General features: G+C 78.3%; 16 protein-coding genes. 5 read left to right on the forward strand and 11 right to left on the reverse strand.

What is annotated here, in order from left to right:
- Positions 1-38: 38 nt before the first annotated feature.
- The 4 genes from EJA20_RS02575 to EJA20_RS02590 all read right to left on the reverse strand — a co-directional run bounded on the left by EJA20_RS02575 (position 39) and on the right by EJA20_RS02590 (position 5,413).
- Positions 39-1,250, reverse strand: coding sequence for a hypothetical protein (locus EJA20_RS02575; protein ID WP_129336623.1), 1,212 nt, complete (start codon positions 1,248-1,250; stop codon positions 39-41).
- A 195-nt stretch (positions 1,251-1,445) separates the two neighbouring features.
- Positions 1,446-1,745 (reverse strand): MTH1187 family thiamine-binding protein, encoded by a 300-nt coding sequence (locus EJA20_RS02580; protein WP_129336624.1) that lies wholly within the window; start codon positions 1,743-1,745, stop codon positions 1,446-1,448.
- Between the two features lie 104 nt (positions 1,746-1,849).
- The gene (locus EJA20_RS02585; RefSeq protein ID WP_240674921.1) at positions 1,850-4,837 is read right to left on the reverse strand and encodes an FAD-binding and (Fe-S)-binding domain-containing protein; all 2,988 of its coding nucleotides are present in this window, start codon (positions 4,835-4,837) and stop codon (positions 1,850-1,852) included.
- Positions 4,838-4,972: 135 nt separating this feature from the next.
- Positions 4,973-5,413, reverse strand: a complete 441-nt coding sequence (locus EJA20_RS02590) for an OsmC family peroxiredoxin (protein ID WP_129336625.1) — start codon at positions 5,411-5,413, stop codon at positions 4,973-4,975.
- A 526-nt stretch (positions 5,414-5,939) separates the two neighbouring features.
- Here EJA20_RS02590 and EJA20_RS02595 point away from each other — a divergent pair.
- Together EJA20_RS02595 and EJA20_RS02600 are read left to right on the forward strand one after the other, a co-directional pair.
- Complete coding sequence (locus EJA20_RS02595) at positions 5,940-9,815, forward strand: S8 family serine peptidase (protein ID WP_276319517.1); 3,876 nt, start codon at positions 5,940-5,942, stop codon at positions 9,813-9,815.
- 142 nt (positions 9,816-9,957) lie between these two features.
- Positions 9,958-10,533, forward strand: coding sequence for a hypothetical protein (locus EJA20_RS02600; protein WP_129336627.1), 576 nt, complete (start codon positions 9,958-9,960; stop codon positions 10,531-10,533).
- Between the two features lie 51 nt (positions 10,534-10,584).
- Here EJA20_RS02600 and EJA20_RS02605 read toward each other — a convergent pair whose 3' ends face one another.
- Complete coding sequence (locus EJA20_RS02605) at positions 10,585-11,553, reverse strand: 5'-3' exonuclease (protein ID WP_129336628.1); 969 nt, start codon at positions 11,551-11,553, stop codon at positions 10,585-10,587.
- Between the two features lie 117 nt (positions 11,554-11,670).
- On the reverse strand, positions 11,671-13,233 hold the full coding sequence (locus EJA20_RS02610) for a hypothetical protein (protein ID WP_129336629.1): 1,563 nt from the start codon (positions 13,231-13,233) through the stop codon (positions 11,671-11,673).
- Positions 13,234-13,413: 180 nt separating this feature from the next.
- On the opposite strand from EJA20_RS02610, the gene EJA20_RS02620 reads away from it, so the two are divergent.
- Positions 13,414-14,133 (forward strand): RNA polymerase sigma factor, encoded by a 720-nt coding sequence (locus tag EJA20_RS02620; protein ID WP_338068788.1) that lies wholly within the window; start codon positions 13,414-13,416, stop codon positions 14,131-14,133.
- A 208-nt stretch (positions 14,134-14,341) separates the two neighbouring features.
- Here the strand turns inward: EJA20_RS02620 and EJA20_RS02625 are convergent, their stop codons facing one another.
- The 4 genes from EJA20_RS02625 to EJA20_RS02640 all read right to left on the reverse strand — a co-directional run bounded on the left by EJA20_RS02625 (position 14,342) and on the right by EJA20_RS02640 (position 17,278).
- Entirely contained in the window at positions 14,342-14,875 is a 534-nt protein-coding gene (locus EJA20_RS02625; RefSeq protein ID WP_129336631.1) for a nucleotidyltransferase domain-containing protein, read from the reverse strand.
- 35 nt (positions 14,876-14,910) lie between these two features.
- Positions 14,911-16,254 carry a MinD/ParA family ATP-binding protein gene (locus EJA20_RS02630; RefSeq protein WP_129336632.1) on the reverse strand — a complete coding sequence of 448 codons (1,344 nt, stop codon included), beginning with the start codon at positions 16,252-16,254 and terminating at the stop codon, positions 14,911-14,913.
- 141 nt (positions 16,255-16,395) lie between these two features.
- Positions 16,396-16,836 (reverse strand): ATP-binding protein, encoded by a 441-nt coding sequence (locus EJA20_RS02635; RefSeq protein ID WP_240674923.1) that lies wholly within the window; start codon positions 16,834-16,836, stop codon positions 16,396-16,398.
- A 190-nt stretch (positions 16,837-17,026) separates the two neighbouring features.
- Positions 17,027-17,278, reverse strand: a complete 252-nt coding sequence (locus EJA20_RS02640) for a PspC domain-containing protein (protein WP_129336633.1) — start codon at positions 17,276-17,278, stop codon at positions 17,027-17,029.
- 198 nt (positions 17,279-17,476) lie between these two features.
- On the opposite strand from EJA20_RS02640, the gene ligD reads away from it, so the two are divergent.
- Positions 17,477-18,550: a non-homologous end-joining DNA ligase gene (ligD, locus tag EJA20_RS02645; RefSeq protein WP_129336634.1), complete on the forward strand. Its 1,074-nt coding sequence runs from the start codon at positions 17,477-17,479 to the stop codon at positions 18,548-18,550.
- Between the two features lie 97 nt (positions 18,551-18,647).
- Here the strand turns inward: ligD and EJA20_RS02650 are convergent, their stop codons facing one another.
- Positions 18,648-19,166 carry an Lrp/AsnC family transcriptional regulator gene (locus tag EJA20_RS02650; RefSeq protein WP_240674925.1) on the reverse strand — a complete coding sequence of 173 codons (519 nt, stop codon included), beginning with the start codon at positions 19,164-19,166 and terminating at the stop codon, positions 18,648-18,650.
- A gap of 96 nt (positions 19,167-19,262) precedes the next feature.
- Between EJA20_RS02650 and EJA20_RS02655 the strand changes: the two genes are divergently transcribed.
- Positions 19,263-19,826, forward strand: coding sequence for a DUF2000 domain-containing protein (locus tag EJA20_RS02655; protein ID WP_129336635.1), 564 nt, complete (start codon positions 19,263-19,265; stop codon positions 19,824-19,826).
- Positions 19,827-19,849 lie beyond the last annotated feature (23 nt).

Genomic DNA, 19,849 nt, shown 5'->3' on the forward strand with positions numbered 1-19,849 from the left:
GGCACCTCGTCGGGTGGGGCGGGGCCGGGCGTCGTGGGTCAGCGCGGGAGGGTGGCCTCGCGGAGGGTGGGGCCGCCGTCGCCGAGGCGCCAGGAGCCCCAGCCGTCGGGGACGTGCTCCGTGTCCGCGGCGCGCGCGGCGGCGTGGTCGGGGTCGGCGTGGACGCTGCCGTCGGGGAGGGCGAGCAGGCCGTCGACCCGCAGCGTCACGACGAGGCGCTGCCCCCGCCGGGCCCGGACCCAGACGAGCTCCTGCGCCTCGCCGGCCCCGGCCCCCAGGGCGGCGAGCGCGGGGTGCGCGTCGGGCACGTCGGCCGTGCCCTCGGGTGCTCCCGGTGCGTCCGGGGCCGCGTCCGTGGCGTGGGCGCCCGTGTGCCGGGGGTCGTCCTGGCCGGCGGCGCGCGGGGTGTCCGAGTCGGCCGGGCGCGGGGTGTCCGCGTCGGCCGGGGCCGTGGCATCGGCGGTGGGCGGGGCGGCGGCCGCGTGGCGGTGGGCGTCCGCGCCGGGCGCGATGGGGGTCACGACGGCGGTGGGGGCGGTCACCGCCGCCGGGGACGGGGTGCCGGCCGGCGGCGTCGGCACCGCGACGGGCGGCGGGTACGTGCCGACGGTGCCCAGCGGGCGCGGCGCGGAGCCGGGCGGCGAGGGGACGAGGCGCAGCGGCGGCTCCACGGGCCGGCGGCGCTCCTCCGGGCCGACGTGGGGCGCGACCTCGACGAGGCGCCGGTCCCCCGCGCCGTGCACGACGCCGAGGCGCAGGACGCGCACGTCGCGACCCGAGGACCGCAGGAACGCCAGGGTGTCCTCGACGTCGGCGGGGACGTCGGCGCACAGCAGCACCACCCGCACCCCGCGGTCGGCGTCCTGGCGCGCCAGCCACGGCACCCGCTCGCGGAAGGCGGCGTACTCGGAGGAGAAGCGGTGCGGGTCGGCGCTGAACGCCCGGGCGAGGTCGCCGACGGACCAGCGGCTCACCTGGCCGGCGTGCCGGAGGGCGGCGATCACCGCGGCCTCGTCGAGCACCTGCGCGACCTCGACGACGACGGGACGCCCCGAGCCGTCCAGCGCCACCGCGGCGGGGCCGCCGTCTTCGTCGCCGGCCCGCGTCCGGACCGGGAAGAGCGCCTCCCCGACGACCTCGGCCAGGTGGCGGTCGAGCAGCGCGGCGCTCTCCTGCGCGAAGAGGCCGGTGACGGGCTGCATGGGCTGGACGAGGCGGGCGTCGCCCTCGTCGAGCTCGAAGATCGGCATGCGCCCGCCCCTCCGGGCGGCGGGGATGCCCCGCGCCCCTCGACCCGCGGCCCGTGCGCCGGGCCCCGCCTACTCTCGCACAGGCCTCCGGGCCCTCCGGCCCCTGCCCGCGGTGCGGGACGGGGGCGCGGCGGACCCGGCCACGCCGCGCGTCGGACCACGGCCCGCACCCGGGCCGGGCCCGCGTCGGGGGCCTCAGCCCTCGCGGCGGAGGACCCTCTCGACGCGCTCGACCTTGGCGTCGAGCTCCCCCGTCCAGCCGGGCCGGATGTCGGCCTTGAGCACCAGCGAGACGCGGTGCCCGTGCCGTCCGACGGCCTCTGTCGCGCGGCGCACCACGTCCATCACCTCGTCCCACTCGCCCTCGAGGGTCGTGAACATGGCGTCCGTGCGGTGCGGCAGGCCGGAGCCGCGCACGATCCGCACGGCGTCGGCGACGGCCTCGGACACGGACTCACCGGCACCGAGCGGCGCGACGGAGAAGGCGACGAGCATGCCCTCACCCTGCCAGACCGAGCACCCGGCGCCGCGACGGCCCGCCGCCCGGCCCCGCCGGCCCCGCCGCGCCGAGCGCCGAGGCGGCCGGGTCGGCCCGCGCCTCAGCCCGCGCGCGCGGCGACGCGGGCGGCCAGCAGCTGCGCCAGGTGCTGCCCGTCGTCGGCGCCGGCGAGCTGCTCGGCCTGCGTGCGGCACGAGAACCCGTCGGCGAGGTAGAGCGTGCCGGGGGCGCGCTCGCGCAGGGCGGGCAGCAGGGCCTGCTCCGCCACGGCGACCGACACCTCGTAGTGGCCGCGCTGCATGCCGAAGTTGCCGGCGAGGCCGCAGCACCCGGCGAGCACGTCGAGCCGCGCACCGGCGTCCGTGAGCAGCCGCCGGTCCGCCGACCACGTCATGACGGAGTGGTGGTGGCAGTGGGGCTGCACCACCGCGGTGACGTCCGACAGGTCGGGCACGGTCCAGCGCTCACCGGGGCCCACCGGGGCGGGCGCGGTGAGGAGCTCGGCGAGGGTGTGCGTGGCGCGCGCCACCGCCGCCGCCCGAGGGTCGTCGGGCAGCAGGTCCTGCAGGTCCGAGCGCAGCACCGCGGTGCAGGACGGCTCGAGCCCGACGATGGGGATGCCGTTCACCGCGAAGGGCCCCAGCACCCCCAGCAGGTGCGTCAGCCGCTCCTTCGCGCCGGTGAGCTGGCCCGTCGAGATCCACGTGAGGCCGCAGCACGCCTCCTGCTCGGGCAGGAGCACCTCGTAGCCCGCGTCCCGGAGCACCGCGACGGCGGCGCGCGCGACGTCCGGCGCGAGGGAGTCGGAGAAGGAGTCGGTCCACAGCACGACGGGCGGACGCCCGGAGCCGCCGGCCACGGGGGTCGGCGGCGCCTGGCCTGCGGCGACCTCCGCGGAGCGCGAGGCCGCGGTGGGCTCGGCGGTCGTCGCGTGCCGGACCGAGGCCGCCCCCTGCGTCCGGGCCCAGCGGCGGAACGGCTCGGGCGCGAAGCGCACCATGGAGCGGCGGGGGTCCATGCCGCCGGCCCGCAGCACGAGCCGGGCCACCGGCCGCACGCCGAGCACGGCGTTCGCGGCGCGGGCGAGCGCCGGCACCGCCGTCACCAGGCGCGCCCACCGCGGCAGCCACCCCAGCGCGTAGTGGTCCACGGGGCGCAGCCGGCCCTCGTAGGTGCGGTGCAGCACCTCGGACTTGTACTGCGCCATGTCGACGCCCGCGGGGCAGTCCGACGAGCACGCCTTGCAGCTCAGGCAGAGGTCGAGCGACTCGTGGACCTCCTCCGAGGACCAGCCCGACGAGACCAGCGTGCCGTTGGCCATCTCCTGGAGCACCCGCGCGCGGCCGCGCGTGACGTCCTTCTCGTCCTGCGTCGCCCGGTACGACGGGCACATGAAGCCGCCCGCGGCGGAGGTGTCGGCCCGGCACTTGCCCACGCCGACGCAGCGGTGCACGGCGTTGGTCATGTCCCCGCCGTCGTGGCGGAAGGAGAAGCCGGTCGTCGGCAGCAGGGGACGCGCGGCGGGCCGGCGCAGGTCGGCGTCGAGCGGCGCGGGCCGCACGAGCACGCCCGGGTTCAGCCCGTCCGCCGGGTCGAACAGGTCCTTCACGGCGCCGAAGAGCGCGATCGTCCGCGGGGAGTACATGAGGGGCAGCAGCTCCGAGCGCGCCCGCCCGTCCCCGTGCTCCCCGGACATGGAGCCGCCGTGGGCGACGACGAGCCGCGCCGCGTCCTCCATGAACGCCCGCAGGGGGTCGCCCGAGTGGGCCATCGGGATGTCGAGCCGCAGGTGGACGCAGCCGTCGCCGAAGTGCCCGTACGCCAGGCCGTCCACGCCGTGCCCGGCCATGAGCGCCTCGAGCTCGCGCAGGTAGGCGCCGAGCCGCTCCGGCGGGACGGCGGAGTCCTCGAACCCGGGCCAGGCCTGCTCGCCCGCGGGGGTGCGCCCGGCGAGGCCGGCGCCGTCCGCGCGGATGCGCCACAGCGCGGAGGCCTGCGGCCCCGGGGGGAAGACGCCGACGGCGGTGGTCCCGGCGTCGGCGGCCAGCGCGCGGCCCCGCGCCAGGGCCTCGTCGACCGAGTCGCCACCGACCTCCACCATGAGCCAGCCGCCGCCGGCCGGCAGCGGCGGCACGGCCGAGGCGCCCCGGTGGCGGCGGACCACGTCGACGAGCCGGGCGTCCAGCCCCTCGACGGCGAGCGGGCCGTGGGCGAGCAGCGCGGGCACGGCGTCCGCGGCCGTGGCCATGTCGGGGTAGCCGAGCACGACGAGGACGGGCGCCGCGGCGACCGGGACGAGCCGGACGGTGGCGGCCAGGGTCGTCGTGAGCGTGCCCTCCGTCCCGACGAGCGCCTTGGCCAGGTCGGTGCCGCGCTCGGGCAGCAGGTGCTCCAGCGAATAGCCCGACACCTGGCGCCCGAAGCGGCCGAGCTCCGTGCGCAGCACGTCGAGGTGCTCACGGACGAGGCCGTCCAGCCCCGGCACCGCGTCCAGCGCACCGGCGCCCGCGCCCGCCTCGAAGCGCCGCCCCCGGCCGTCGACGACGTCGAGCGCGACGACGTTGTCCGCCGTGCGGCCGTAGGCCACCGCGTGGGGACCGCAGGCGTTGTTGCCGATCATGCCGCCGAGCGTCGCCCGGTCCTGCGTCGACGGGTCGGGCCCGAAGCGCAGCCCGTGCGGGGCGGCGGCGCGCTGCAGGGCGGACATCACGACGCCCGGCTCGACGCGCGCGGTCCGGGCCTCGGGGTCGAGCGCGAGCACGCGGTGCAGGTGGGCCGAGAGGTCGAGCACGATGCCCGTGCCGACGCTGTTGCCGGCCACGGAGGTGCCGCCGCCGCGCGACGTCAGCGGCGTGCCCGTCTCGCGGGCGACCTCGAGGGCGGCCAGCACGTCGTCCGTGTCCCGGGGTGCGACCACGACGGAGGGCACGACGCGGTAGTTCGACGCGTCGGTGGAGTACTCCGCCCGGCGCCGGGACGAGTCGTCGACCTCCCCGCGGACCGCCCGGCGCAGCCGCGCGACGACCTCGGGCACGTCGGCGCCGCCGGACCGCACGTCCGGGCGCCTCTCGGTGGTCCCTGCGCTCACGCGCGCAGTCTCGCACCCGCCCCCGACACCGCGGGGCGGCCGTCCGCAGCCGGCTGCCAGCCCCGGCCGCGCGGGGAGGGGCGCCGGCGGTCCGGACGCCGTGCCGTCGGCGGCACGGCGCCCCGACCGGACGGCTCAGGACTCCAGGCGGGCGTCCAGGGTGATCGTCGTGCCCGTGAGCGCCTTGCTCACCGGGCAGGTGGCCTTCGCGTCGTCGGCGACCTTGCGGAACTGCTCCTCGTCGAGCCCCTCGACCTCGCCCGTCACCGTGAGGTGGATCGTCGAGATGCGGAACCCGCCGGCGGGGTCGGGCGCGAGCGTGACGTCGGCCGTGACCTCGAGGGCCTGCGGCGTGCCGCCCGCCGCCGCGGCGAGGGCGGAGAACTGCATGGCGTAGCACGAGGAGTGCGCGGCGGCGACGAGCTCCTCGGGGCTCGTCGTGCCGCCGGCCTCGTCGGCGGCACGCCTGGGGAAGGAGACGTCGTAGGTGCCGACGCCGGAGCTGCTGAGCTCGACCTGGCCGCCGCCGTCCTCGAGCGTGCCGTTCCAGGCGGTGCGGGCGGTGCGAGTGGGCATGTCGGTGCCTCTCCGTGCGGTGGTGGGCCTGTCGGGGACCGAGCGGTCCACGGCCCCGGGGAACGCCCGTCAGGCTAGGAGCGCGACCCCGGGTGCGCCAGGCGGGCACGGTCGAGGACGGACGGGGTGGCGCCGGGAGCGCGCCGAGGCGCGCGGCCCCGGGCGGCCGGGGCGGGAGGGGCCGCGGACGGCGGTGGCGCGCCGTGACCGCCTCCGGACAGAACCGCCCGGAAGGGTGACGAATCGGGCTACCCGTCAGTACGGTGCGGGTGAACCTGTGCACCGGCCATGGCCCGTGACCAGCACCGTCGTCGCGCGTGCCGCCGGGGCTGCTCCCGGCCGGCCGCCGGCGCCCGGCCGGACGCCCCGCCCACCGGCTCTCGCGAGCCCCTGCCGCCACCCCTGCACGCACCGCCGCACCGCACGCACGGCCGCCCCACCCGCACGCCCGCCCCACCGCCTCGTCGACCACCGGGAAGCCCCCATGACGCGTCGCCCAGCGATCGCCGCACTGACAGCCCTCTCCATGACCCTCGTGTCCGCGGCCCTCGGCGCCTCGGCCGCCGCCGCCCCCACCGACCCCGCCGGCGGGCCCGCCGCCCTGCTCGAGGCGGCCCAGCGCGCACGCAGCGCCGCGGCCTCGCTCCCGGCCGACGCCAAGGTCGACGGCGCCCTCGCCGCCGCCACCGGCCCCGTCACCGCGTTCGTCGAGTACACCGCCGCGCCCGGCGTGGAGGTGGCCGCCGCCGGCGGCTCCCCCGCGGCCGTGCAGGCCGCCGCCGCGCGGACGGAGGCGGTCGCGGAGGCCGTGGTGCCGCAGCGCGGCGGCGTCGCCGCGCGGTCGGCCGCCGCCGCCCCGACCCGGGTCGCCACGCTGACGAACCTCGTCGCCGGCTCCCTCGTCACCGGCGACGCCGCGACGCTGCGCGCGCTCGCCGACTCCCCCGACGTCGTCTCCGTCCGGCGCATCACGCCCCGGACCCTGCACAACGCGGCCGCGGTCGAGTTCACGCGGACGCTGCAGGCCTGGCAGCAGACGGGCCAGACCGGCGAGGGCGTGTCCATCGGCGTCGTCGACACGGGCCTGGACTACACGCACGCGGCCTTCGGCGGCCCCGGCACGGAGGAGGCCTTCGCGGCCGCCTACGGCACCGACGGCACGGGGCCCGTCCCCGAGGGCCTGTACGACCCGGCGAAGTTCCTCGGCGGCATCGACCTCGCCGGCCCGACGTACAACGCCGACACCACCTCCGAGTCCTACCAGCCCGTCCCGGCGCCCGACGCCAACCCGATCGACTCCACGGAGGAGGTCGGCGGGGGCCACGGCACCCACGTCGCCGGCACGGCCGCCGGCTACGGCGTCCTGTCCGACGGCACCACCTTCGACGGCGACCACACCGCCCTCGAGAGCGTCGCCGACTGGCGCGTCGGCCCCGGCACCGCGCCGCGGGCCGGCATCTACGCGCTCAAGGTGTTCGGCGACGAGGGCGGCTCGACCGACCTGACGACGCTGGCCCTCGACGTGGCCGCCGACCCGGACGGCGACGGCGACTTCTCCGACCGCCTCGACGTGGTGAACATGTCGCTCGGGTCCGACTACGGGCCCGCGGACGACGTGGAGAACCAGGTCGTCACGGCCCTGACGGCCCTCGGCACGAGCGTCGTCATGTCGGCCGGCAACAACGGCGACCTCACCGACACGGGCGGCAGCCCCGGCAACACCGCCGCCGGCCTGGCCGTCGCCTCCTCCATCAGCAGCCCGCAGACCTTCGACGCCCTCGAGGTCGTCGAGGCCGCCGACGCGTCCCTCGTCGGGCTGCACCCGGCGCAGAACTCCATCCCGTACACGGGCCCGGACGTCACCGCCCCCGTCGCGTACGTCGGCCCGACGTTCGACGGCTGCCTCCCCTTCACGGCGGAGCAGGCGGCCGAGGTCGCCGGCAAGATCGCCTACCTGTGGTGGGACGACGACGACGCCACCCGCGAGTGCGGCTCGGCCGCCCGGAACGCCAACGCCGCCGCAGCCGGCGCGGCGGGCACGCTGCTGCCGACCGACGAGCCCGTCTTCGCCGCCGGCATCTCCGGCACCGCCGACATTCCCATGGTGCAGATGACGGCCACCATCACCGACGCCCTGCTCCCCGAGATCACGGCCGAGACGCTCACCCTGCGGATCGGCCCGGAGCGCGCCTCGTCCATCGTCGTCGACGAGGGCACGGGCGACATGCTCTCGAGCTTCTCGTCCCGCGGCGTGCACGGCTCGCTCGGGTGGAGCAAGCCCGACGTGGCGGCGCCCGGGCAGGGCATCCTGTCCGCCCGCGCCGGCGGCGGCACGGCGTCCGCGAACAACAGCGGCACGTCCATGGCCTCCCCGCACGTGGCCGGCATCACCGCCCTCGTGCGCAGCGCGCACCCGGGCTGGCAGCCGTACCAGGTGAAGGCCGCCGTCGTGAACACCGCGACGCACGACGTCTACACCGACCCGGACCGGCAGGGCGAGACCTACGCGCCCGAGCGGGTCGGCGCGGGCCGCGTCGACGGCCTCGACGCCGTCACCGCCACGACCCTGGCCTACAACAGCGCGTCCCCGGACGCGACCTCCGTGTCGTTCGGCGTCGTCGACGTCGCCGCGGACGCCGTCACGCTCCAGCGCACCGTCACGGTGGAGAACACGGGCAGCACCGCCGCCTCGTGGACCACGGACGTCACCTCGGCCACCACGGCCGGCGGCGCGACGATCACCGCGACCCCCGAGCGCCTCACCGTCCCTGCGGGCGGCACGGGCCTCGTGACGCTGACCCTCACGGCCGACCCGGACACGCTCGAGCGCGACCTCGACCCCACGTCGGACACGCTCCAGCAGGGCATCCCGCGCGAGTACGTGCCGACGGTCTCCGGCCGGCTCGTCCTCACCTCGGGCGACACCGAGCTCCGCGTCCCGGTCCAGGCCGCACCGCGCCTCGTCGCCGACCTCGAGGCCGGGGACGTCACCTTCGCGGACGCCGGCAGCACCGAGGCCGCGCTGCCCCTCACGGGCCGCGGGGTCGCCCAGGGCGGCTGGTTCTCCCTGGTGACGCCGCTCGTGCTCGCCGCCGAGAGCCCCAAGCTCGAGGACGAGCCCGAGGACCCGCAGAGCCCCTCCACCCGCGCCGCCGCCGACCTGCGGTACGTGGGCTGGGCGTCCGACGCGAAGGCGATCGAGGCCGCCGGCGGCGACCCCGACGACGCCACGCTCGGCATCGGCATCGCGGTCGACGGCGACTGGTCCGCGCTCGGCACGGGGGCCTCGTACCTCGTGGTCGACACGGACGTCGACGGCGACGGCACGGCCGACCTCGAGACCTACGCCGAGAAGCTCACGGGCACGGACATCACCATCGTCTGGACCGTGGACCTCGCGACGGGGGACGTCCTGGACACCCAGCTGCTCAACGGGCTGGCCGGGTCCGTGGACAACGGCGCCTTCGACAGCAGCGTCGTCGTCCTGCCGATGAACCTCGCGGCGGTCGGCATCGAGCCCGGCGACACCCCGACGGTCTCGGTCTACACCACGAGCTACGACGGTCCGGACCCCAGCGGCATCCGCGACGAGGTCCCGCCCTTCACGGTGGACCCGTACGACCCGCCGCTGTGGTTCGAGTCCAACATCGGCGAGGTCGGCGTGCTGGCCTCGCTCGGCGAGGACGGCGTGGAGCTGCCGGTGCACCGCCGCGCGGACGTCACGGACGCCCGGGTCCTGGTGCTCCAGCACCTCGACGCGAGCCCGGTGGAGCGCGCGGAGGTCGTGGAGGTGACGGTGCCCGACGCCGTCGCCACGACGACCACGCTCTCCGTGCAGGACCGGGACTACGCGGGGCAGCGCCTGACGCTGTCGGCGCAGGTCCGGCCCCTGGGCGCCGCCGGCACGGTGGCGTTCGTCGACGGCGGCACGACGATCGGCACCGCCCCCGTCGGCCGCAACGGGACCGCGCAGCTGACCACGACGCTCGGCGCCGGTGAGCACTCCGTCACCGCCGTCTTCACGCCGGAGCAGGGTGCGTACGCGTCCTCGACGAGCGCCCCGGCCCTGTTCTCCCTCGCGCCCTCGCCGTCCTCGGTGCGGGCGACGCCGGAGGAGAACCGGGTGGAGGCCGGCACCTCGCCCGTGCTCGACGTGACCGTCCGCGGCAGCCACGTCGACCCGACCGGCACCGTGACCGTCCGCCTCGGCGACACGGTCCTCGGCAGCGCCGAGCTCGCCGGCACCGGCCGGACGGCGACGGCGGAGGTCGTCCTCCCGGACGACCTGCCCGTGGGCAAGCACGCGGTCACGGTGTCCTACGCGGGCACCGCCGACCTCGCCCCGGCGACGACGACCACGTCGTTCCGGGTGCTCGCCGCGGCGCAGCAGTCCGCCGCGTAGCGGCCGCACCACCCCCGGGCCACCGGCCCGGGCCCGCAGGGGCCGTCGGACTCACCCGTCCGGCGGCCCCTGCCGCGTCCCGGACGAGGGGTCCGGACCAGCACCCCTCACCGGGCGGGGCGGCCCCGACGATGAGGCGGTCGTGCCCGACGCCCCGCCCCCCGTCCCCGCCTACGCGCCCCCGCTGCCCACCGCCCGCCGCCGCGCCGCCGACGAGCGGCTGCTGACCCTCGGGCCGCTCGCGCAGGCGCTGCTCGCCGGGCACCGGGCCGTCCTGGCCGACCTCGGCGACGGCGCGACCGACGCCGACGCGCTCGCCGACCTGTTCGACCGCACGCAGGCCCGCTGGCTCGGGCACGGCGACCGCGGGGACGCCACGGTGCTGCTCGACGCCTTCGCCGTCGCCCTCGGCGACCTCGTGGTGCGCCATGCCGCCCGGCACGGGGTCGCGCTGCGCTGGGCGGTCCTCGTCGACGGGTACGGGTCGGGCGACGAGGTGCCACCCCTCGACGAGGGCACGCTCCCCGAGGGCCCGACCCTCGCGCCCGTGGTCCTGCCGCCCGTGGTCGTCGCCGACGTCGCCGGGGAGGTCGTCGTGCCGCTGCTGTCCGTCCTCGAGGACGCGTGGGGCCGCGCCCCGGAGGCCTGGCTGGCCGACGCGGCCGTGCGCCTGGCCGTCACCGCCGTCCGCCTGCGACCGGCGCGCGCCGCCGGCTGACGCGGTCCGCCGGCCGTCGGCCGTCGGCCGTCGGGCGTCGGGTGCCGGGCGTCAGCCCCGCCCGACCTCCGTCAGCGCCTCCACGACGCGCCGCACGCTGGACGACAGCCCCCACCGCTCCGCGAGCGCGACGAGCCGCTCGGGGTCCGCGGGCGTCGCCGGGAGGCGGTCGTCGTGCTCGGGCACGGCGGCGTCCCGGGCGACCTGCACGACCGTCGGCGCGACGTCCAGGTAGTCGGCCGCGTCCTGGAGCCGGCGCCGCTGCGTCGCCGTCAGGCCCGGGTCCCCGGCGTCGCGCGCCGCGAGCACCCCGGCGAGGGTGCCGTAGCGCCGCACGAGCGCCGCCGCCGTCTTCTCCCCGATGCCCGGCACGCCCGGCAGGCCGTCGGAGGGGTCGCCGCGCAGCGCCGCCATGTCCGCGTAGGCCTGGCCGCTCGCGACCGCGTACCGCTCGGCGAGCCGGGCGACGTCCACCACCTCGAGGTCCTTGATCCCCCGGTTCGTGTAGAGGACGCGAACCGGGACCTCGTCGTCGACGAGCTGGAACAGGTCGCGGTCGCCCGTGACCACGTCGACCGCCGCCCGGGCGCCGGCGGGGCGCGCGCTCTCGCGGGCGACGAGGGTGCCGATGACGTCGTCGGCCTCGTACCCGGGCACGCCGACGCGCGCGATGCCCAGCGCCTCCAGCGCCTCGACGATGACGGGCACCTGCGGCGTCAGGCCGTCGGGCACCTCCTCCGCGCCGTCGCCCGCCGCTGCGGCCGGGTCGGCCAGGCGGTGCGCCTTGTAGGAGGGGATCGCCCTGACCCGGAAGGCGGGCCGCCAGTCGTCGTCCCAGGCCGCGACGAGCCGGGTCGGCCGCCGGTCGAGCACGAGCCGGGCGACGATGTCGAGAAAGCCGCGCACCGCGTTCACCGGCACCCCGTCCGGGCTCCTCACGGAGTCCGGCACCCCGTAGAACGCACGGAAGTACAGGGAGGCGCTGTCGAGGAGGAGCAGCCGGCCCCGGTCGTCGGTCACCCGAGGAGTGTGGCACCGCGCGCCCACGACGAGGGGGGACGCGACCGTCGCCGGCCGCGTCCCCCCTCCGGGCCCCCTGCCCCGGCGCGGGTCGCCGGGCCGGGGTCCGCCGATGCGTCAGCCCAGGTCGAGCGCGCTCTCCGCGACCGCGAGGACCGTCCAGGTGGCGCCGTCGGCGTCCGTGTACGCCCAGGTCGGCAGGAGCAGCGCCCCGCCGTCCGGGGTCCAGGTCGTCGCCCACGTCAGCTCGGCCGAGGTGAGGTCCACCGTGCGGACCGACCACGGCACCGGCGCGCCGGCCTCCGGCACGGGGGCCGCCGAGGGCGGGGTGGTCTCGTCGGGCCCGACGACCGACGAGGTCGCCGCGTCGCCGGCGCCCGCGCCCTCCTGGGCCACCCCGGCGTCGGCCGCCCACACCGGCCCGCCCGACCCGAACCGCGGGTCGTTGAGGCGCTCGACGCCCTCCTGCGCGCCTATCGTCGGGTAGTCGCCGAGCGGGGCGAGCGCCGCGAGGGAGCCCGAGAGGTTGACGAGCTCGCCGCCGACCGCCCACGCCGACCACGGGTCGCCGACCTGCCGGCCCTCGACGACCCGGAACGCCTGCACGGTCACGCCGGTGCCGTCGGACGTGGCGGTGACCGCCCAGCCGTCGGGGTCCAGGCCGACCGCGCGCATCGCGTCCCGCAGGGCCTGCGCCGAGGCGTCCGGGTCGGAGGCCGGGCACGCCTCGCCGCCGGCGGCCGCCGGGTCGAGGCAGCCCTCGTCGACCGGCCGGTTGAAGCCGACCGACCCGCCGTCCCAGACCATGACGTTGGGGCCGGAGCCGTCCGTCGGGCCGACCATCCACGTGCCGTACTGCGCCGTCGCCGTCCCGGTGACGCCGAGCGCCGCCGCGACCCGCTCGGCGGTCGCCGCGTCGACGACGCCGCTCGCGTCGTAGGCCCAGGCCGGCGCGGAGCCCGTCGCGTCCCCGAGGCCGGAGCCGGTGAACACGGTGCGGCCACCGCCCCAGGGCATCATCGCGGCGTCCGCGCCGGCCACGGCGAGCCGCTCGGGCGCCGCCCCGCCCGTCGCCGGGCCGGCGGGGGCGACCTGCGCCGCGGAGCCCGCGGCCGCGTCCTGCCCGCCGGCGGCGGAGGCGTCGCCGAGCGTCAGCGCGGGGGCGGCGGTGATCACGGTGCCGCCGTCACCCCCCTGCGCGACGCCGATCCCGTACCCCCCTCCCCCGACGACGAGCGCTCCCGCGACCGCGGCCGCCGCCGGCAGCCAGACCCGCCGCCGCCGGCGCGGCGCCAGCGGCACGACGCCGTGCGGGTCGGTGCCCGCGGAGGTCGGGTCGTCGGGACCGGACGTCGCCGCGGCCGGGGACGTGCCGGCGAGCGGCACCCCCGTGCGGTCCGCGACCCGCTCACGCACGGCGGCCTCCGGCACCGGCGTCCCCCGTGCCGGGTCGGCCGCGCGCAGCCGGACGAGCTCCTCGCCCTCGACCGGCCCGTCGTCGCGCCCGTCGCCGCTCGGCGCGCCGCCCGGCTCGTCGCCGTACCCGGCGCCCGGCTCGTCGCCGCGCACGGCGCCCTGCCCGTCGTCCTGCCCGGCGCCCGGCCCGTCGCCGCCCGGACCGCCCCTGCGGTCCTCGGGCACGGCGCCGTCCGGCCCGGTCCCCCTCGTCGTCCCGTCCACCGTCGTCTCCTCGTGACACGCGTCGACCGGGGTGCCCGGCCGTCCACCCCCTCTGTGTCGCGACCCAGCCCGCCCTTGCACCCCACCGCGCCGCCCGCGCCCGGGTCGGCGCGGTCACGGTTCGACGACGGATGTGGCGCACCCGTGCAAGGACGGGTCGCCCCCCGACACAGTGCAGGTGTGGGAGACGACCCGAGGACCGCGGCCGCACCGGCCGGCGCCGCCGCGCACGACGCGCCGCCGCCGGCCGCGGCACCGACCCGGGCGGCCGGGGGTCCCGCCCGGCCGCGGCTGGTGAGCGTCCGCGGGCACCTCGTCGACCCTCCCGGAACGATGCGGCCGGAGCCCGACGACCGCGAGGACGAGGTCGGCACGGACGGCCCCGATCCCGGGACGGCTCCCGCCGCTCCCCCCGCCGACCGGGGCGAGGCGTGGTTCGAGGCCCTCGTCACCGCGCACCTGCCGGCGGTCCACCGCTACCTGCTGCGCCGGGGCGCCCGCGACGAGGCGGAGGACCTCACCGCGGAGGTGCTCACGGTCGCGTGGCGCCGCCGCGGCGACGTGCCGGAGGGCGCCGAGCTGCCGTGGCTGTACCGGACGGCGGGCTTCGTGCTGGCGAACCACCGCCGTCGGCACCGCCCCGTGCCGGTCGCCGACGTGCCGGACGAGCCCGTCGACGACGACCCCGCCCACCTCGCCGTCACGGACGACGCCGTCCGCCGCGCCCTGCTGCGCCTCTCGCCGCGGGACCGCCAGGTGCTGCTGCTGCACGCGTGGGAGGGCCTGACCGGCGCCGAGCTGGGCGCCGTCCTCGGCGTCTCGACCGGCGGTGCCGAGGCGGCCCTCAGCCGGGCCCGCGCCCGCCTCCGCACGGCCTGGGCCGAGCTCGACGCCGTCTGACCGTCCCCCGGCTGCGTCATCGCCGCAGTGGCGCCGCCATCCGACCGCTGCGCCGGCAACTCCAGCCGCAGGATGACGGCGCCGAAACGTCCCGCCGGACGGCCGGCCGGCAGCGCGAGCACGTCATCCGGTGGTGCGCGCGCGTGGCGGAGCCACCGGATCACGGGGTCGTGAGCCGGACGACCGGGCGACGCGAGGGCGGGAATGGTCAGGGCGGTGCGGGCGGACGGTCCTCCGCGAGGGCGTGCAGCAGGGCGAGGTCGTGGAGGTCGACCGCGCCGGGCGGGTAGCCCGAGTGGAAGCGCAGCTGCTGCGCCACGTCGAGGCACCCGACGGTGCGCCCGGCGACCGTGCCGGTCACGAAGCACGAGGCCGGGTAGAGGAACACCGTCCCGGGCGGCCCCGCCTGGACGCCGTCGCCGGGCGACGCGCCGGCACCGGCACGGGCGTCGGCATCAGCGGCGGCGGCGAAGGCCACCGGGTGCAGGTCGACCCATCGCTGGCCGGTCGCGGCGAGCTCGACGCGCACGGGGCGGTGGTCGGTCTCGACGGCGTAGCCCAGGGCCGCCAGCGCCGTGAGCGCCTGGGCCTCGTCGGCGGCGTCGAGCGCGAGGTCGAGGTCCCGGTGAGGTCGCGTGCGCCGGCCGACGAGCGCGTCGACGCCCCAGCCGCCGGACACCCACGCGCGGGCGCCCGCCGCGGCGAGGGCGTCGAGGACGCGGAGCACCTCGTCGGCGTCCATCCCGCGCCCCCTCCGCGACCCGGTGCCCGGACCGGTCAGAGGCCCTCGGCGACGACGGCCGTCGCGTGCAGCCAGGCGTCCTGCGTCGGCCGCCGCAGCGCGTCCCACTGCAGGGGGCCGCCGGAGACGAGCGCCTCGTCGTGCGGGACCTCGACGACCGCGCGGGTGAGCGCGCCGAAGTGGGTGCGCAGCCGGTCGCGCAGGTCGCGGTCGACGGTCGCGGCCGGCGCGGCGAGGACGGTGACGGCCTGGCGGACCTTCTCGTCGTGGCCGGTGGCCCGCAGGGCGTCCAGGGCCCAGGCGGCCGACTGCGCGGTGTCCTCCCGGACGGTGGACACCACGACGATCTGGTCGGCCACCTCCACGGCGGCCTGCCAGTTCGAGGCGCGCATGTTGTTGCCCGTGTCGACGACCGTCACGCGGTAGTACCGCTGGAGCACGGCGTGCAGGGCGTGGAACGCGTCGGCGTCGACGGACGCGGCGGAGGCGGCGTCCTCGTCGGAGGCGAGCACGTCGAACTGCATGCGCGGCTGGCTGCGCACGTAGCCGTCGAGGTCGCCGAGGCGCAGGTTGCGGCTCCGCGTCAGGCCCGGCAGGTCGCGCAGGAGGTCGACCGCCGTGCGCGTGTGCCCCTCGTGCGCGGAGCGCCAGCCGAGGGTGCCGCGGGTCTCGTTGTTGTCCCAGGCGAGGGTCGAGCCGCCGCGGTGCAGGCCGAAGGTCGCGGCCAGCAGCAGCGTCGCGGTCGTCTTCGTCGCGCCGCCCTTGGGGTTCACGACGACGACCGTGCGCGGGCCGTCGAGGTGGCGCCGGACCGACGCCACGGCGTCGCGGTGGCGCCGCTCGGCGCGGCCCGGGCCGGGGGCGACCCGGCCGCCGGTGACGGTGCGGACCGCGCGGCGCCAGCCCCACTCGGCGCCGCCGGTGGCCTCCGAGCGCCGCTGGGCCAGGAGGTCGTCGAGCGTCGGCAGGTCCTGCTCGCGCCGGCCGGACGGGCGGGCGCCCGCCGCCGCGGTGCCGGTGGCGGGCCCGGAGTGCCGGCTGGCACCGGCGCCGGCCGCGCGCGGGGCCGGGGTGGGCGGGGCGTCGGGGCCGGGCGGGGTCGGCGCCTCGTCGACCCGGCCGTCCGGGTGCACGAGCAGCCACCAGAGGCCGTCCGGGTCGCGGACCTCGACGGGCACGGGGCGCCCCTCGACCGCCGCGAGCCGCGCGACGCGCTCCGTCACCGCCGCGCCGACCGCCGCGAGGTCGGCCCCCTGGAGGGGCTCGACCGTGCCGGCGATGGTCAGCTCGCCCGTGCCGTCCGGCCGCAGCCGTGCGCGGACGGGGGCCGCGGCGCCCTCGCCGCCCGCCCCGGGGCCCGTCGTCGTGCCCGTGCTCATGCGTCCCTCTCGTCGTCCGGGTGCGCACCCGCCGGTCGTCGGCCGGGTGCTCCGGGGGACGAACCTACGCCGCGACCGGCCCCGGGCGCGCCTCCGCACCCCCGCCCGGTGGGCGCCACGAGCGGCCGGACCGCCCCCGACCTAGTCGATCTCGAGCTCGAACCACACCGTCGTGCCGCCGGAGGACGCGGTGTTCGTGCCCCACGCGGTCGACAGCGCCTCGACGATGGCGAGGCCTCGCCCGCTCGTCGCGGTGGGCTCGGGGTGCTGCGGGACGGGGTGGCCGTGGCCCTCGTCGGTGACGGAGACCCGCAGGCTCGTCGCGTCGAGGCTGAGCTCGACGAGGACCGAGCCCTCCGGCGGGCCGTGCACGACCGCGTTCGCCACGACCTCGCCGGTCAGCAGCTCGGCGTACTGGTTCGCGACCCCGTGCACGCCCGCGGCGGCCACGCGGTGCATGACCCAGTGCCGGGCGACGCGCGGCGAGGTGGTGGCCGGCGGGAGCACGACCTGGTCGGCGACGACGGGCCCTCGCCGACGGCGCAGGCTGGCCGCGCTCCTGAGGTCCCGGACGTCTCCCACGCCGACCAGGGTGCCCGATGCCGGCCGGATCCGCCCGGCAGGGCCGCCGCCGGCGCCCGCTCGCCTCAGGCCCCGGCCGTGCCCGTGGGGCCCCGTCCGCGTCCGTGCGGACCCGTCCGGCGCCCGTCCTGCAGTCGACCTTCGCCCGTCCCGGAACCCGTCCCGGAGCCCGTCCCGACGGCCGGGCCCGTCAGTACCCGCGCGGGGCGGCCGGACGCCAGACGGAGGACTCGCTGGGCATGAGGATCCACAGGATCGGGTACACGAGGATCTGGCTCCCCGGGATGAGGAAGAGCGTCGCCACGAAGATGACGCGCATGAGCGCGGGGCTCATCCCGAAGCGGTGCGCCAGCCCGACGCACACCCCGCCGAGGAGGCGCCCGTGGCGGGGGCGGATGAGCCCCTGCCGTCCGAGGGGCGCCTGGTAGCCGTAGCCGGACATGGTCCGTCCTCTCCTGCGCGGGTGTGTCCCGCGCGGTCGTCGATGACCCCAGCCTGCCGCGCCGGGGCGCCCGCCGACATCGGGGGATCCCCTGGTCCGCCCCCGGACCCGACCCCGGCACGGCACCGGGCTCCGGGACGGCGGCCCACCCGCGCGTCACCCCTGGTCCAGGCCCCTCCGCCGTGGGAGCGTGACGCCATGGCGACGTCGGAGGGCGCAGCGGTCGAGCTCGAGGTGGGCGGGCGCACCGTGCGCCTCAGCTCCCCGGACCGGGTGGTCTTCCCCGCCCGGGGGCTGACGAAGCGGGACGTCATGGAGTACGTGCTCGCCGTCGGCGACGGGTTCCTCGGGGCGCTGCGCGACCGGCCCACCACGCTGGAGCGCTGGCCGAAGGGCGTGTTCGAGGGCGCGCGCCTGTCGACGCGGTCCGACAGCACGGGCGACGCCTTCTACCAGAAGCGCCTGCCCCAGGGGGCGCCGCCGTACGTGGAGACGGCCCGGATCGGGTTCCCCAGCGGGCGCACGGCCGACGAGGTCGCCCCCACCGAGCTCGCCGTCGTCGCGTGGCTCGTCAACCTCGGCACCCTGACCTTCCACCCCTGGCCCGTGACGCGCGAGGACGTGGACCACCCCGACCAGCTGCGCATCGACCTCGACCCGCAGCCCGGCACGGACTTCTCCGACGCCGCCCGGGTGGCGCCCCACCTGCGCGAGCTGCTCGCCGAGCACGGGCTCGAGGGGCACCCCAAGACCTCGGGCGGGCGCGGCCTGCACGTGTTCGTGCCCATCGAGCCGGAGTGGACCTTCACGCAGGCCCGTCGGGCGACGATCGCGCTGGGCCGCGAGCTCGAGCGCCGGCTGCCCGACGCCGTGACGACGAGGTGGTGGAAGGAGGAGCGCGGCGAGCGGATCTTCGTCGACTACAACCAGATGGCGCGGGACCGCACGATCGCCAGCGCCTACTCCGTGCGCGCCAACGCCCGCGCCACCGTCTCGGCGCCGCTGCGGTGGGACGAGGTGGCCGACGTGCACCCGGACGACGTCGACGTCACGACCATGCCCGCGCGGTTCGCCGAGGTCGGCGACCTGTTCGCGCCCCTCGTCGCCGGGGCGCCGGTGCGGCACCGGCTCGACTCCGCCCTCGAGCTCGCGGACCGGCAGGAGCACGACGAGGGGCTGGGCGACCTGCCCTACCCCCCGGAGTACCCGAAGATGCCGGGCGAGCCCCCGCGCGTGCAGCCCAGCCGCGCCCGCAAGCCGGCCGCCGACTGATTACGCGCCGCCCCGACGGCGAGCAGCGCCAGGGGCGACGGGTCGGAGCCGGCGGCTCCCGCGGCCGCTCCGGGCCCCGGCGATCCGCCGCGGCCCCTCAGGGCCGCCCGGCGCCGCGGGGACCGGGCCGGCGCGCGGCCGCCCGCGACGCCCCGCGCCGCGGCGGCACGACCACCGGGTTGCGCAGGTGCTCGTACACGACCGAGGTGCGCACGTCCGCGACCTCGGGCCGCTCCGTGAGCCGGTCGATGACGAACGCGTAGAGGTGCTCGTTGTCCGGCACGGCGACGTGGACGAGGAAGTCGTCGCTGCCGCTGGTGACGAAGACGCCCACGGTCTCCGGCAGCGCCGCCACCCAGGTGCGGAAGGCCTCGATGACCCGGCGCGACGGCGGCCGGATCCGCACGGCCACGAGCGCCTGCACCGGCCGGTCGATCGCCGCGAGGTCGACGTCGAGCAGCGCCCCGCGGATGACGCCGCGCTCCCGCAGGGCCCGCGTGCGGTCCAGGGCGGTCGTCGGCGCGACCCCCACCGCCGCCGCCACGTCCCGGTTCGTCCGCCGTGCGTCGACCCCCAGCTCGCGCAGGATCGCCGTATCCAGATCGTCCAGCTCCACCGTCCGCCACCTCTCGCCGTACGTCGTACGGATCCGTCCTTCACGGCCCGTCCCGGCACCTATGGTCGCGCCTCACGGACGTCGGAGGGACGGGACATGAGCGTGCAGGACGTGCAGGACGGACGGACGGCGCAGGGCGGCCGGGGTGCGCGCGGGGAGGCCGGGCGCGGGCCGGGCGACCCGGCGCTGGACGGCGCGGCGGCGGTCGGGTTCGCCCCCGACGAGGTGCGCACGGACGAGCCGACCCGCTCGGCGCGGCTGAAGTGGGTGGTCGTCGTCGACGAGGCGCTGCCCGCCGGCCGGGCCGTCAACGCGGCGGCCTGCGTGACGGCGGCGACGGCCGCGGGGGTCACCGGCCTGCTCGGGCCGGACGGCACCGACGCCGGGGGCTCGCGGCACCCGGGCCTGCCGTGGGCGGGCTGCTCCGTCCTCGCCGCGCCGGCGGGGCGGCTGCGCGAGGTGCGGGACCGGGCGGCGGCGTCGCTCGGGGTGTTCGTCGCCGACATGCCCGTGGCGGCGCAGACCACCCGGGTCTACGACGAGTACCTGGCCGCCGTGGCCGGGTCGCCTCCGGAGAGCCTGGAGTACCACGCGGTGAGCATCGTCGGGCCGCGGAACCGGGTCGACAAGATCGTCGGGCGCCTGCCGCTGCTGGCCTGAGGGGCGCCGGCCCGGCGGTCGGG

This window comes from Cellulomonas endophytica, from assembly GCF_004123805.1.
Lineage (GTDB): Bacteria > Actinomycetota > Actinomycetes > Actinomycetales > Cellulomonadaceae > Cellulomonas > Cellulomonas endophytica.

Coding starts and splice junctions, on each gene's coding strand:
- EJA20_RS02575 (WP_129336623.1), bottom strand. CDS start 1,250: ATGCCGATCTTCGAGCTCGACGAGGGCGACGCCCGCCTCGTCCAGCCC.
- EJA20_RS02580 (WP_129336624.1), bottom strand. CDS start 1,745: ATGCTCGTCGCCTTCTCCGTCGCGCCGCTCGGTGCCGGTGAGTCCGTG.
- EJA20_RS02590 (WP_129336625.1), bottom strand. CDS start 5,413: ATGCCCACTCGCACCGCCCGCACCGCCTGGAACGGCACGCTCGAGGAC.
- EJA20_RS02595 (WP_276319517.1), top strand. CDS start 5,940: ATGACCCTCGTGTCCGCGGCCCTCGGCGCCTCGGCCGCCGCCGCCCCC.
- EJA20_RS02625 (WP_129336631.1), bottom strand. CDS start 14,875: ATGGACGCCGACGAGGTGCTCCGCGTCCTCGACGCCCTCGCCGCGGCG.
- EJA20_RS02630 (WP_129336632.1), bottom strand. CDS start 16,254: ATGAGCACGGGCACGACGACGGGCCCCGGGGCGGGCGGCGAGGGCGCC.
- EJA20_RS02640 (WP_129336633.1), bottom strand. CDS start 17,278: ATGTCCGGCTACGGCTACCAGGCGCCCCTCGGACGGCAGGGGCTCATC.
- ligD (WP_129336634.1), top strand. CDS start 17,477: ATGGCGACGTCGGAGGGCGCAGCGGTCGAGCTCGAGGTGGGCGGGCGC.
- EJA20_RS02655 (WP_129336635.1), top strand. CDS start 19,263: ATGAGCGTGCAGGACGTGCAGGACGGACGGACGGCGCAGGGCGGCCGG.